The organism is Paenibacillus sp. NRS-1760, from assembly GCF_050467785.1.
Classification (GTDB): Bacteria; Bacillota; Bacilli; order Paenibacillales; family Paenibacillaceae; genus Pristimantibacillus.
Map to the genome: position 1 here is coordinate 265,659 of NZ_JBITPK010000009.1, position 15,698 is coordinate 281,356.

Annotated in this window: 6 protein-coding genes; 5 read left to right on the plus strand and 1 reads right to left on the minus strand. The window is 46.8% G+C overall.

The genetic code is table 11. The features are described from left to right. Positions 1-12: 12 nt before the first annotated feature. Entirely contained in the window at positions 13-828 is an 816-nt protein-coding gene (locus ACIFSR_RS10935) for an alpha/beta fold hydrolase (protein ID WP_430057388.1), read from the minus strand. A gap of 118 nt (positions 829-946) precedes the next feature. On the opposite strand from ACIFSR_RS10935, the gene ACIFSR_RS10940 reads away from it, so the two are divergent. The 5 genes from ACIFSR_RS10940 (at position 947) to ACIFSR_RS10960 (ending at position 15,614) form a co-directional block, all read left to right on the plus strand. Then, positions 947-1,633, plus strand: coding sequence for a M50 family metallopeptidase (locus ACIFSR_RS10940; protein WP_430057351.1), 687 nt, complete (start codon positions 947-949; stop codon positions 1,631-1,633). Between the two features lie 22 nt (positions 1,634-1,655). Next, entirely contained in the window at positions 1,656-2,474 is an 819-nt protein-coding gene (locus ACIFSR_RS10945) for a PPK2 family polyphosphate kinase (RefSeq protein WP_430057353.1), read from the plus strand. Positions 2,475-2,711: 237 nt separating this feature from the next. Continuing rightward, a complete protein-coding gene (locus ACIFSR_RS10950; RefSeq protein WP_430057354.1) occupies positions 2,712-11,255 on the plus strand; it encodes a cadherin-like beta sandwich domain-containing protein in 8,544 nt (2,847 codons plus the stop codon). Positions 11,256-11,322: 67 nt separating this feature from the next. Next, complete coding sequence (locus tag ACIFSR_RS10955) at positions 11,323-12,462, plus strand: response regulator (protein WP_430057355.1); 1,140 nt, start codon at positions 11,323-11,325, stop codon at positions 12,460-12,462. A gap of 32 nt (positions 12,463-12,494) precedes the next feature. Then, positions 12,495-15,614, plus strand: a complete 3,120-nt coding sequence (locus ACIFSR_RS10960; protein WP_430057357.1) for an ATP-binding protein — start codon at positions 12,495-12,497, stop codon at positions 15,612-15,614. Positions 15,615-15,698: the final 84 nt, after the last annotated feature.

Genomic DNA, 15,698 nt, shown 5'->3' on the forward strand with positions numbered 1-15,698 from the left:
CTTTTCAGCTTTTTATTTCAAAAATTCGAGCAGCTCCTCATTGAATCTAGTTGGTTCGTCGAAGAGCATGCCATGGCCGCTTTGCTCGAACGTAACGAGCGTAGAGCCGTCAATGCCGCTAAGCAGCTGCTTGGCGAATTCTGGTGGACATATTTGATCCAGATTGCCTTGGAAAATCGTCGTCGCAGCTTTGATTTGCAGCACATCCTTCCGCAAGTCCTCATCGCGCAGCGACTCGAACGTATGGATTGACCCCCACGCGGATGCCTCTAAGCCGAGCAGCTGCAGCCAATCTTTGAATGGCTGGCTGATGGCGTTTGGTTCTTGATCGGCTAGAAATTTCTCGCCGAAATCTCGGAGCAGCTGCGGACGGTCTTTTTTGATTGCAGCGATTTGATCATTCGCTTCCTCTTGTGTCATGCCATGCGGGTAATTTTCACGCTGCGTGAATGAGGGAGCTGCTGCGCCTAGAAGTGCGAGCTTGCGAATGCCGTAACCGCCATGGCGCGCCATATAGCGGACGGCAATTGCTCCTCCTACCGAGAAACCAACGAGATAGGCTTGATCCAGTTTCAAATAATCAATAACAGCCTTTACGTCATCTGCTAGCCGATCGTAGCTATAGCCAGCTGCGGGAGCACTGGATTTGCCAAAGCCGCGTTGATCGATCCCAATACAGCGATAACCTTGCTCAGATAGCAGGGTGAACTGAGCTTCAAACATTTTGTGGTTCAGCGGCCAACCATGCAAGAAGATAACGGGGCTGCCGGAGCCTATATCCTCAACATAAAGTTTAACTTTTTTCTCAACCTCAATATAATGTCCCATCATATCTCTCCTCTCGCGTCTATACTTTTACTTACCCGTATTAGCATCTTTTGAAAAATAAATCTTTTTCATACGTAAGAAGAGTTAGAATAGCGGTATATGACTTGGAGGCTAAAGCATGTTTTCTTGGTTGCGAATGACGGCTATTATTATCGTTACTGCTTTTTTAACTAGGTTCATTCCGTTCTCGGCTTTTTTTCAAAATGTGAATACATTAGTCCACGAGCTTGCCCATGCGCTTGCAGCTTTGCTGCTTAAGGGAAGCGTCTTGCATATTTATTTGTACGCTGACCAAAGCGGAGTGACTTATACCTCGTACACGGACAGCTGGATGCTAATCCCGATTGCGCTTGCCGGCTATACGGGCTCAGCTTTGTTCTCGCTGCTGCTTTTCTTTCTATATGCAAAAGGAAAAGCACGTTTTGGACTCGCGATCGTTGCGATAGCAGCTGGAGTGGCGCTCGCGCTTTTTGTTCGAAATGATTACGGCATGGCTTGGAGCGCGGGTTTCCTAGCATTGACGGTACTTATTTATTTTGCTGCTCCTCGCTGGCTCAGACACTTTTATTACTTGCTGATCGCTTTTATTTGTTTAGTGGAATCCATTATTAGTCCATTTGTGTTGCTCTATCTTGCGATTACGGAGCCCGCATCAGCTGGGGATGCGGCTGGTTTAAGCGACGTAACCGGTATACCTGCCTTTGTGTGGTCCGCTTTGTTCTGCTTCTTCTCGCTCTGGTGTGCCAAAATAGCGACCAGCTGCTTGTTTAGGAGAGGCGCTGGTGGGATACTAATAAGTAAATAAACACTGGAGAGGCTGTGAGCAAATGTCCAAAAGCTACAAACTGCCAGAGAAGAAAAAGGTGGATCTGAAGGACATCGATCCGAAGGATACGGGGCGCTTTTCGAATAAAGAAGAGGTCGTTCAGGCAGTGAAGGAGCTTGAGCTTGAGCTGCAGCAGCTGCAAGAAAAACTTGCCGCGAGCAAAGAGCATGCCGTGCTGTTTGTGTTTCAAGGCATGGATTGCAGCGGCAAGGATGGTGTAATCAAAAAAGTATTTGCCGGACTTCATCCGCAGGGCATTTCTGCCCATAGCTTTAAGACGCCAACAGAGGAGGAAGCGCGGCATGATTTTTTATGGAGAACACATGTTGCCGTGCCTGCCCTTGGCCAGATAGCTGTATTTAACCGTTCATACTATGAGGAAGTTTTGATCACGCGAATCCATGGTACGGTAAAGAGCGAGGAAGCGAAGGAGCGGTTTAAGCATATCAATCATTTTGAGGCTCTTTTAGCGGGCAGCAGGGTGAAAGTGGTCAAAATCTTTTTGCACATATCGAAGCAGTTCCAACTGGAGAAGCTAATAAGCCGTATTGAAGATCCGAAAAAAAATTGGAAGTTCGACCCGTCCGACTTAAAGGAGCGCAAGTCTTGGAAGCAGTACAGCGAGCTTTACGAGGAGCTGTTTGAAAAATGCAGCAAAGCGGCGCCATGGTATGTCGTCCCCTCTGATAATCGCTGGTATCGCAATTATGCGGTGCTTCGAATCGCGGTGGATGCGCTGCGGAGCCTTGATTTGAAAGATCCGGCAGCAAGGCCTGAACTCCAGCCCTTTTTGGAGGAGCTTAAGAAAGAAGAAGCATAGCTTGCAGATGATTGATAAAGAATGGCAGTCCAACACATGGCTTCATGTGCGGGGCTGCCTTTTTTGTGTTTATAAGATGTAGGCTGCCTTTTGATCCTCAAGGAAGCTTTCCTATTTATCTTGTTATCCAGAGCGAGAATCATGTCGAAATATGTTTAGAACATGTCCAGAGCCAACTACTATAATGGTATTTATTGCTATATCAACGATGATAGAAGACTCAGGAGGGATTTTTTTATGATACATAAACCATTTGTCAGAGTAGTCAGCATGCTGCTCGCAGTGGTGCTGCTTACATCGATTTATCCTGTATATCCAAGCAGATCGGGGCAGCAAATTTTCGCTCAGGAATCAGCTGACACAGAGGTGGAAGATCCTACAGTAACAAGCTCCTCCTACGATCTGGAGTCTTTGGCTGTTGCCGGAGCTGCTGATAAGTTCTCCGATTATGGATGGGAGAAAATAGAATCGAACATTAAGCCTAGCCCGCGTATGGGGGCTGCTATGGCATTTGATGAAAAGAACGGAAAGGTCATTATGTTCGGGGGAGAAGGCACTTCCGGGCTGGTGAAGGATAACTTCCTGTGGGACGGCGAAACCAAGCAATGGCAAAAGCTCGCTGACTCGAGTGTGCCAAGTGGCCTTGTTGCCCGCAAAGGAGCGGCGATAACCTATGATCCTAACCTAGAGCGCGTCGTGATGTTCGGAGGCGAGGGGGCTTCAGGCGTCTTGAACGATATTTGGGTGTGGCATGGTGAGGTATTGCAGTGGAAACCATTGCTAATCCCAGCTCCATCGGCACGTGCTGGCGCTCAGTTTGCCTATGATGGACAAAACTTGGTGCTGTTCGGCGGTTATACGCTGTCTGGTTCTACTAAGAATAGATTAGCGGATACTTGGATTTTTAACGGAACGAGCTGGGAACAGCGGACACCTGCCCAAAACCCTCCGGCCACTTATTCGGGCTCGATGGTTTATGACGGGCAGCATGCCGTGCTTTATGGCGGTAATATTGGTGATGAAATTCGCGGAACAGCCTATCAAATCAGTTCGAATACGTTATGGGCATGGGACGGAACGACTTGGAATGACAGCGCTCCAAAGGTTGAAGCGCAGGACTGGGGCCGCTGGGGGCAAGCGATGGCCTACGATGGACGGAGAGTCGTCTTCTATGGTGGAGAGTTCGATTGGATCAACCCGAGCAATAGTGCGGTTACGCCAAACAAAAAACGGCCTATCGCAAATTCGCAGGATGATCAAGGGAAGAAGGCTGCTTTCGGCTGGGACGGGAGCGCTTGGTCGGTATGGTCTGGTAAGAGCAAAGGGCCGGGCGGCGGCATAGAAGGCGGTCCAGGCTCAGGAAGCTATATGAGCATGGCGTATGATGGCTATAACTTTGTCGTATTCGGCGGAAACCATGAATGGGGAGGACTAACGAATGAGACGTTTACATTCGGCAATCCTTTGCCTACCTTGCCGCTCGTGAGCATAACGGGTTCACCAACGATATTGATGGACAAGAACAACAAAGCGAATGATCTAGCAAGGTTCTCTGCTAATGTGAAAGGCAAAGCGCTCAGCGAAATTGGGATAGAATACCGTGAAGCGGGTCAAACCACATGGCAGAAGAAGGCTCATTTGTCGGCTGAGGCTGGTGCAGTCACCATTGATCTTAACGGCTTGAAGTGGCAGGTCGACTACGAAGCACGCGTGTATGCGACAAATGTTGTGGGGACGGCATACAGCGCAGTTTCTACGTTCAAGTTTTTTGAGGACCCGGCTATGGTGGTTCCAGACCTGCGTTATGACCGTGCTTCGCCATCGGTGCTGCATACGAAAGATAAGAAGAGGCTGGTCGTCGTCGGAGAGGGCATCACCAATTTGTGGAGAAAGCCAGCTTCTAATATTCATTATTCACTCAAAAGCCAAGGCGGGCAGTTGTATCCGTTGACGCCAAACGTTCGCAATAATCAGGAGCTAGAGCTGACTTGGACGGATGAATTGCCGGATGGCAAATATGATTTGGAGCTTAATCACGATTTTTACGATGATTTTGTTCTCTCAGGCGCTTTGCTTATTACTTCAACCGGCGTATATGAGCCGCGCGATTATAATGAAATTATCATTCCTAGTACAGACTCGGACAATGAAGATATTAGTCAAATGGCTATTAGAGGGCCGTTCACGGAAAATCCCTCGGAGCTTGGTATATTTAAGCTAAACAACATAAATCAAGTGGTCATGCTGAATGAATATATTAAATTTAAAGGAACGAGCCTGACGATTAATAAGACGGGTGTAGATACGTATGTAACGGGTGTCGGACGGCTTTATGTTGAAAAAGCTGGCATTATGTATACGTTGTTCCTTGGCTCCTTTGAGTTTAATTCAGCCGAGTTCGTTATCGAGCTTGCTGGTGATATGCAATCTGATTATTTGAGCTTGAATTTGCCGATTACATTGAAGAAAATTACTTTTATAGCAGGCGGGGTAAGGCTCGGCGGGGATGTTAAAGTAGATTTCAGTGCAGGAACGACCAAAATTAAAGGCGAATCGGAGATTGAAGCGTTAGAGTTCAAGCGCGAACGGTTCGATTTTGCTGGTAAATTCAGTATTGCAGGCGAGTTTGAGGCAGGTCCGCTCGAGGGTGCTGAGCTGAGCTTCCGGCTTGATACACGCATTCCGCTCTATGGTGCGGGAGGATCCTTCGATTTGCGCAAGCAGAAGGTTGGATTTGAAGCGGATATTCAGTTCAAACGCGGGAAGCTTGATGCGCTTAGCTTTGGCGTTCGCCGCAAAATCAAGCTTGGCTCGACGGGGGCACAGCTCACTCGTCTTGGCGGCGGGTTTTCAAATCTAGCGAGCCAGAGCGAAGTACCGTTTACGTTGAAAGCGTTTGGCGGTGCATCAGATGTCATTGCGCCTGAGATCAAAGGCTACAATATGGTGAACGGCAACAATTTGAGCGTAGGATTATCGCGTTATCATTTTGAAGCGTCCGGAGAGCTGGCTGTTTACTGGGTTCCGGTTGCGAATTTGGATTTTCTGACCATTTGGAACGCAGCGGGCTTTAAAGAGTACAGCAGTGCAGGCTTCCGATTGGATGCGAACTTGAATCTGGTAGACGTTGTGGTCGGTCAGCTGTTCGCACAATATTTTGCGAAAAGCGGCTATGCAGGTTTTGTTAGTGCACGCATAAAAATACCGAACTGGGTGTCGGTTATCGGCGGCAAAAGCTTTGGCGGCATTGATGTCGGCGTAAACAATCGTGAGATTTTTGGATCGGTTGGTTCAGGCTGGTTCGGTGGTTCTGCCAAGTATATGTTTGCTCCGAACAGCTTCGACTTCAGCCTTGGCGCGAGCAAGGATATGAAGAGAGAAATTGAGAGAATGAAAAAAAATATGGTTAAGCCGCCGAGCGCTCGCTCGATGCCATTGCTAAGCAGCAGTGCTTTGCTGTTCACAAGCGCATTCGCGGATACTTCTTTTACACCACTTACGAATCCTTTACTCACAGAGGATAAAGGTTACTTGCTGAAGCTTCAGAAGGATGTGCTGCAGCAGGGTGAGATAGGCGTAGATACGGCTGCAAGCGGTCGTATTTTATTGGGTCAGTTTACGGCTGCATTGCGTGAGAATTCACCGCAAGCCAGCTTTACGAAGCAGGAGCAGATTCAATACACATTGCAGGCAGACCATAGTTTCAAAGCGCTGCTTGTGCTGGATGGCAATCAGGAAGATCTTTCAATCATTCGTTCGGATGAAAGCGTGGCATCGCTCAAGTTCCCTGACACGGAGAAGGCTGGTAATGGTGCTATTTCTGCCGTATATCGTGAAGATGAGGATAAAACGTATATCCGTTTACAACTAACAGCGAATGAAGATTGGAAGCTGGCTGCATCGCACTCTTTGCAAGTGGAATTGTACGAGCTTACATTCCTAAATGAATCGCTCAGTCTTACTGAGCTAGCAGCACGTTGGGCTGCTGCACCTGAATTGAAGCTAACAGCAATAGATATGATGGAGCGCGGCTTGAAGCTGGTAGAGCTTGACCAGCCTAAAGGCGCTGTGAAATTGTACAAGCCAGATGGCCGTGAATATGGTCTGGAGTCGGATTCACTTAAATCAGGCTGGAATCATTTTGTCGATCCAGTTAGCGGTAAGCTTTATCTGTTGATCGATGTAGCTCAGCCGGGCGAATGGCTGCTTGAAGCAGGACAGAAAACGCCGGCTAAGGTATTTGCTCTTGGAGAGCATACCGCGATTGGGGAGCTGAAAGACTGGATAACAAGCGGTGAGCTTCGTACTGAAGTCAACCTGAAAAGCGGTCAGACCTTGCTTGAAATCGATCAGGCGGATGAGTCTGCGGTACTGTATCGCCCAGATGGCTCGGTATATCCGCTGCAAGCGGATCGCAGCGAATCAAACTGGAATGCATATTATGAGGCTGATAAACAAAAATGGACGATTTTGGTGCAAGCGGAGGAAGAGGAAGCGGGTCTTTGGACCGTTCGCGGCAAACAATTCGTGACCATACGTGCCTTCCGCAGTGATGAGCAATACGACAGCTTAATTCCGTTTTTCTCAAATGGAACAGCAGAGTATACGACGAGTTTGCAAATCGATAAGCCAGGTCGATATATGTTTATGTTAACAGGTGGTTCTCGCGATACCCAAATTATTGCACCTGATAACAAAGCCATTCCGGTTGTTTTTGAGGACGAGAATGCCAAAAACTACAATGCGGTGCTGCAAGCAGCAGTTGCAGAGGAAGATGAGGAAGCGGATAAATACGGCGATATGACATTTACATCGAATCTGCCTTTTGTTGCAGATGCGGATATGCTTTATGTCGCTGTTGATATCGAACAAACAGGAAAATGGGAAATTCGCTCCTCACTGCCTATTCAAGCAAGCATGTATGAGCTCGATCCTGTAACTGAAATTAGCGAATTTAGTGCAGTACCGGAGACAGAAGGCGCGAATCGCTTCAAAGTAAAATGGAACGTGGACCATGCTAAGCAGGGAACCAAAGTAAGCTTAATGGTAACCGACCAGTCCAATAAGGCAATCGGGCCGGTTATTTTGAAGGATCTTCCTGCATCAGGCATTCAAACGATTGACATTCCGGATGAATTTATGCCGGGTCAATACTGGTTGTCTATGGTGGCGGAAGGTGATGAAATTGCACCGCTGTTTGCGGTAACGTCTGAGCCTGTACAGTTGACTGCTGAAGTCATGCTGCCTCAGCCGAAGCAACTTGCGATTACTTCAACTGGAAACGGCGAGCTTACACTGCGTTTTCCTTCCATTAAGGCCGAAGGACTAGAATATTACCAGTTGACGGTCAGCTATAAGGATGATGAAGGAAAAACTGTAACGGATACATTCGGATCAGATCCTATGGTCGGAGATTGGCAGGACGTCATTATATCCGGGTACAAGCCGGAGCACAGCTACACCATCAATGCGATGGCGGTTGGCGAGCAAAATGGCAAAGTTGTTGTTAGTCCAGTGTCAGCTAATGTGGAGGCGTTTTTGCCTAATCCGAAACGGGCAAAGCTTAACGTTGCTTTTAATACTTTTGGTGCTAAGCAGAAAACAAGCACTTACAAAAGTTATGATGAGCAAGAGGAGATTATGGTTAACACAGCTGCGGAAAAGGTTAGTGTAGAGCTGACTAGTGATCAAGCAGCAAAGCTTAATCTTTACGTAAACGGGGAATTGTTGCAGTCCAAGGATACCGAAGCCAATACGATCGCATCGTTCAATCTGAATGAATTGCTACTAGGCAAAGAAACGAATGAGCCGCTAGAGCAGCTTGATTATACGATTGAAATTGAAGCGGTTAACGTGCGCGGCGATTACAGCTCTGATTATAGGAAATTGTACGTAGACCGTACGGAGCCATTCTTGTATGTAGCAGGCAAGCAGAATGAGGATCTTGTTCGTGAGCCTCTCAATGGGCAGGTCGTATATGGCAGCCGTATACCTATGGTTGGTCAAACGGAAATAGGAGCTTTGCTGACCGTTGACGGACGAGCTGTTCCAGTCAACGCAGAAGGGAAATTTAATTATTTTGCTCCGATTGTGTGGGATGAAGCTGGCCTTCATACTGTAATCGTCGAAGTGGAAGATGAAGTCGGCAATCGAGTCGAATATCGATTTGATGTGGTGCAGGGAACAGAGACCGAGGAGCAGTCCAAGGTGAAGCCTTCTGATCTTGCAGCGCTAGAGCTGGACAAGGGTGTTCTATCCCAGCCTTTCCATCCAGATATGACGGGCAAATATGAGACGGTAATAGAAGAAGGCAAGGTTCGATTATATGCTGTAGCTGCTGCAATAGATTCTATTGTAACAGTGAACAATGTACCGTTGAACGCGGAGGGTTACGCAGAGCTTGATGCTCCGATTGGCAATGGCGTAACTACAGCGCAGGTGAAGGTATCAGGAGCAGATACAAGTGAAAAGACATACGTCATTGAAGTGAGAAGCAAGGCGTCGGATGTCGCTGTTCTGAAGAGCCTCACGATGCGGGCAGGGACAGAGGAGCTGCTGACAGAACCAGCATTCAATGGTGCTGATACCGATTATAGCGTGTATGTCGAAAATAATACGAATGCGGTAAGCGTTGCGGCTGAAGCTTATAAGCAAGGATCTACGATTCGTGTAAATGGCGAGCAGATTGGCGAAGCTGGGATTTCTGTGCCAGTACAGGTGGGAGAGACCCATGTAGCCATACAGGTTATCGCTCCAAATGGACAAGAGAATAAAACCTATAACGTTAAGGTTATTCGTGCGAAGGACAGCAATGCACAATTAAAGGAGCTAACGGTAAGCGGAGGAGTGCTAACGAGTGCTTTTGCAGGGAATGAGATGAATTACCAGATCATAGCGCCTTCCGATTCTGCGGCTCTTAGCATTGCTATGGAAGCAGCTAGTCCGAGTGCAGTCATTCGTATAGCAGATGGCGAAGTTGACCTCGGCAGCGGAGGAACGCATGTGCTTCCTTTGCGCAGCGGAATTCAACCTGTTCGACTGGATGTAACAGCAGAGGATGGTACTGTTGCGACTTACAAGTTTGCTGTTATCAAGCAGTCTGCTTCTGCAGCACCAGCGCCGTCGTTAACTGAGCTTTCTATCTCTGGATTAGAATTGCTGCCGGCATTCTCTGCGAGCAAGCTCAGCTATAAGCTGAAGTCAGAGATAGAAGACGCGAATGTGACTGTGCTTGCCAACACCTCAAATTCTGATGCTATACTGACCATAAATGGTAGGCCAGTTGAGAAAGGCGTGCATCAGACTGTAAGTTTAAAGGTTGGTACAAATCTAATTGTGATTGGAGTCGAGTCTGCTGACCGCAGCAGCTCAAGGCAATATTCGATTGAAATCGTTCGGAAACCAACGTATGCAACGCCGGATCGATTAGCGACTGTCGCATCAGGGGATTCAAATGCTGCAATAGCAAATGTAACCATTACTAGAACGGTTGCTAGAGATGGCAGCAAAATAGATACGGTTAATATTCCGCTTGCTAAGGCGGAGGAAATTGTTGCACAGATGAAATTGCAGAAGCAGAATGCGGCTCGCATCGTTATTACGAATTTGCTTAATAATCCGAGCGATGAGATCAAGCTGAATGTTCCGTCAAAAGCAGTTGCCGCTTTAGCCGAGAGCGGAATTAGTCTTGTCATCTCAACGCCAACAGCAGAATTGACGTTATCGCCAGAGACGATTCGTCATATCAAGGAAGCGGGTATTGAGCTTTATCTCCGCTTTGTACCGATTCGCGAACAAGCGAAGCAAAAGCAAATTTATGACAGGCTGCTTGGCGAAGAGAAGCTTAAGAAGCAGTTGGGTGGCAGGGATGCTGAACTGCTAGGCCAACCTACTGCAATTGAAACGAACTATAAGGATAGTGTTACTCGCATCGTACTGCCGATAGCTGGTCTTGAGATTGCAAAGGACAGTGCAGCTGCGAAGGAGCTTGAGGCTCAATTAGCTGTTTACATTGAGCATAGCGATAGAGAAAAGGTGCTCCAGCCAGGAACACTGCAATATGACACAAAAGGAATCGTGAAAGGTATGGCATTTGATGTTGCTAAATTCAGCAATTTTGCTGTCGTTCGGCTTACGAAGGACAAACTTTATGAGCCTTACGTAACGGGGTATCCGGATGGAACCTTCCGTCCAAGTAAAACGATTACTCGTGCAGAGCTTGCAGTCATACTTGCCAAAGAGCTTAAGAAAAACGCCAGCCTGCTGGAAGAAACGGCGCCTAATCCTAATGAAACAGAGCTGCCAGAGTTTAGCGATGTCGTCTCCGATCACTGGGCAAAAGAAGCGATTACGCTGTTGAAAAATCATGGTATTATGAATGGTGACGAGCAAGGCAAGTTTAGACCGGGCGACGGAGTCTCTCGTTCAGAGATAGCGGTTATCGCGGCTCGTTGGAACAAGCTGTCTCTAAGCGGTACTGCCAAGGCGGATTTTACAGACTTAACGGGACACTGGGCATCAAATGAAGTTGCTGCTGTTGCAGAGGCAGGGTTTATGAAGGGATATCCGGATCATACCTTCCGTCCGAATGGTTTGCTGCTTCGCGGAGAAGCGGTTCGTGTACTCAACGCAATCTTCAACCGTCCAGTGCCGCAGGAAACTGTCAGCTCTAGCTGGCCGGATGTCGCGCCAAAACACTGGGCTATGTTAGATATTGAAGCTGCTTCTAGATATGTGCAGAAGCTGCCAGATGGACAAGTTCGAGTCGTAAAAACGAAATAAAACTAGGTCATACCGATAGCAGAAGGCTCACTGAAAAATAACAATGGAAGGAGGAGGGCATGGATCAATGCTAAAGGTAATATTAGTGGATGATGAGGAGCCGGCATTGATACATTTGGAACGATTGCTGAGGGCAGATGGCCGGGTTCAAGTTGTGGGCAAGTATACCTCTGCTATGGAGGGACTTGATCACCTAGCTCGCAGTTATGCCGATATCGCGTTTCTTGATATCGGCATGCCCGAGATGAACGGCCTTGAAGCAGCTGAACGTATACAGGAGTTGTACCCTGCAATACGTATCGTTTATGTAACCGCCTATTCAGCGTATGCTGTTGAAGCATTTGAGCTGCATGCGCTGGATTATTTATTGAAGCCGGTCGATTCTGCGAGAATTGGAAAAACGATAGATCGTATTGAGGAATATGCGAAGCTTTTGAACAATCAAGCACAAAGCTTCGAAGCTCTAGTGGAACGAAATGAGCTTTCAGTGCGATGCTTTAAACGGCTTGAGCTTGTAGGCGGGGCTGCTTTAAACGGCAAGGTGAAGTGGCGAACGAAAAAGGCGCAGGAGCTCTTTGCTTATTTTCTTCATTTGGAGGGTGCTTGGGTTACGAGAGAGCGGCTTATTGAAACGCTTTGGCGAGAGTATGAGCTGGACAAGGCGGTTACCTACCTTCACCATTCCGTTTCACGCATTAGATGGCTACTGCGTGAGTGGGGAGTTTCTTTCACAGTTGAGTATCAAGGTGAGAGCTACCGACTTCCGTATGCTGCCATTCGTACCGATGTAGCTGAGTTTGAGGAGACAGTAGCTGAGCTCCCGTATCAGTTTCAGGATAATTGGAGTCGGTATGAGCATGCGATTTCTCTTTATAAAGGCGATTATTTGGAGGATCATAATTATGCGTGGGCAGAGACCAAAAGAATAAATTTGCAGCATCGTTATTTTAGGCTGGTTAGCAGTATGGCAAGATATGAATTGGAGGAAGGCCGCGCTCATTCGGCTATCCAGAGACTGACGACTGCTCAGATCAACTTCCCATACTCAGATGAAATTTGCAGATTGCTTCTTGCAGGTTATGCTCAGATAGGGGATACGGAATCGCTTAACCGCTGCTACGAAACCTATGCGCAATTATTATTGCAGGAGCTAGGCGTCATTCCTGAGAGGCAAACGACGGATTTATATCATCAATTATCCCAGTAAGACGTGAATTTAGGCAAGGAGGCAACGATGGGATGAGAAAGCAATGGTGGACGATAGTTGTATTTTTCCTTATTGTTGTAGCTTTTCCGGTAAACGAGTTTTTTTATAATCAATCCATTGAGAAGAGTGCACCCCATTCAAGCGCTGGCACGTTGGATTTGCGGGAATGGAATTTCGAATCAGAAGGACTTGTCGCGCTGAATGGTCAATGGGAATTTTATCGTGGACAGCTGCTGCTGCCAGAGCAATTCGCAGATCCAGCTATTTCTCCTTATAAGAGGCCTGAACTAACAGGCCTCTTTCCTGTGCCAGCGGAGTGGAACAGCTATATAGCGGAGGACGGCAACCCGCAGGGAGCAGGATTCGGTACTTATAGGCTGAGAGTGGAGTTAAACAACACAGCAAAAACGCATTACGGAATACGAACGACAAATATCCGCATGGCTAACCGGATATTTATAAATGGACAGGAAGTGGGAGCAAGCGGAGTACCGGGAGTCTCAGATAAAGAAGATATCGCATCGAATATCCCTTATGTTGGATTTGTATCCGTAGATAGATCCTATGTTGAAATTATCGTACAAGTATCCAATTTCAACTATGCTTCGGGCGGCATCATCTATCCGATTTGGTTTGGCTATGAGGCTGATATTCGCAAGAGCCGCGACATCGCGTTGTTTGGTGAATTTATGAACATCAGCGGGTTTGCATTGTTTTCTATGTTTTTCCTTCTTTTGTTCTACATGCGCAAAAAAGAGCGCTCGTTGCTTTACTTGGCTTTATTTTGCTTAGCTCTGCTGCTCTATGTATGTACTCATGGCGAGAAGATGATTGCACTGGTCTTGCCTCAGCTTAGCTACGATTGGATCATGAAGCTGCAGAACATTTCTTCAGCATTCGGTTATTATTTTTTATTGCAATATGTGAACGTGTCGGTACCAAGAGCTGTCAACAAGCTTGTGTGGCGGGCAAGCAATATTGCAACGATTATCGTCATTATTGCAGCATTCATGCTGCCGACGATGCTTTATTCACAGTGGTTTTTGAAGGGAATAGGCCTTTCAGTATTTACTTTTGGAGTAGTGCTTTACACCCTTGTCAAAGGTGTTATGCGCCGATCGAGGGATGCCTATTTTTTGCTTTTGAGTGCGATAACCATTTTGGTATTTATAATCGTCAGTGTCATGCAAGTATTTGGTCTATTGGAAAATCATTTTTTTATCTCGTTTGAGCTGCTTATCTTGGTCATTGTTCAAGTAATCATGCTAGCTCGACGTTTCTCTCACACCTTTAATGAGGTGGAAGAGCTCTCTCGCAAGCTGTTGACCTTGGATGAATTAAAGGATGAATTTATGGCGAATACGTCGCATGAGCTTCGAACGCCGCTGCATGGTATTGTAAATATCGCAGAATCCTTGCTTGAGGGTGTAGCGGGGACGCCAAACACCGATCAGGCAAGACAGCTTTCTATGATTGTATCAACGGGTAGACGATTGAATTATCTGATTCATGATATTTTAGATTTTTCCACCTTGCGAAACGGACAGCTTACACTGAATCGGCAAGCTGTTGATTTATCAGCAGCAGCGCAATCGGTAGTCGAGGTCATTGGGCATTTAGCCGATAAAAAAGGGGTAAGCCTGACGCAGGATTGGCCGCAGCAGATGCCGCTGCTCGATACTGATGAGGAGCGTCTGCGTCAAATTTTATTTAATTTGCTTGGCAATGCGGTGAAATTTACGCATCAGGGTGAAATTCGGATCTATGCGGAAGTCGTGGATTCATGGGTGAAAATTAGCATTACGGATACTGGAATTGGCATCGCGGCGGATCGTTTAGATGACATTTTCAAGGCGTTTAATAGCGTTTCCACTGTGGATCTACAATCGGGCTATAGTGGCACCGGTATCGGGTTGAACATTACGAAGAGACTCGTGGAACTTAATGGCGGGTATATTGAAGCAAATTCACAGCTAGGTATAGGTTCAACGTTTTCATTTACACTTCCTTCAGCTGCGCTGTCTGCTATTTCTGAGGTTGCTGCTGGTAAAAGCGGCAGAGCAGCGATTCAACCAGCATTAGCGCTTAATAAAACATTTCAAGCAGCGATGAATCGGAATGAAGTGATAGAAGATACACATCCATTCACTGTGTTAGTAGTAGATGATGATCCCGTAAACCTGCAAGTATTAATAAATGTATTGTCTATGGAAAATTATACAGTCATTGCGGTTGACAGCGGCGCTGAAGCGCTGGAGGTACTATCCAGCGAGCGACGGATTGATCTCGTTATAACAGACTGGATGATGCCAGCGATGTCTGGACTAGAGCTTTGCCGTAGGATAAGGGAACGATACTCGTTGTCTGAACTGCCTGTACTTATGCTGACCGCAAGAAAACTGGCAGGTGATATTCAAACGGGGTTTAGTGCTGGGATCAATGATTTTTTAACAAAACCAGTTGACGGTATTGTGCTGCGTGCTCGCGTACGAACTTTGCTTGAGCTTAGACAGTCTGTTCAAGCGGCTATTCGATCGGAACTGGCTTTTCTGCAGGCACAAATTAAACCTCATTTTTTGTACAACGCACTCAATACAATTATTTCAATATGTCCTGATGATCCGGATAAGGCTACAGAATTGTTATTGAATTTAAGCCGATATTTACGCAGCAGCTTCGATTTTCAGAATCGTCAGCAGATCGTCAGCTTGGAGAAGGAGCTTGAGCTTGTTCAGTCTTATGTCAAATTAGAGCAAGCGCGGTTCGGCAAACGATTGAATGTTGTATATGAGGTGGATAAACAGCTGCGAGGATTTATACCGCCGCTCAGCATTCAGCCGATTGTAGAAAATGCAGTTAGGCATGGTGTCATGCAAAAGGCCGCTGGGGGCAAGATCGTATTACGTATTCAAGAGGCAGAGGAGAAGCTAATTATTTCAGTTTCGGATAATGGCGTTGGCATTAAGCAAAGTGATCTCAGTACGCTATTGCTTGGGCAACGGCAGTTGTCAGGCGTTGGCTTAACCAATATTCACCGCAGACTGCTCTCTTTGTACGGAAATGGCCTTGGTATTTCAAGCGAAGCAGGAGAAGGAACGACGGTGACCTTTGAGGTTCCGCAGATACAAATAGATATGAGCAAGACTTCGTAAAGTTTGATTGAATCGATGAAGAGAGAAGCGCTTAGGTGAGTTAGAGTTTGAACCTAAGTGCTTTTTTTTTTCTTGAAAAAACGG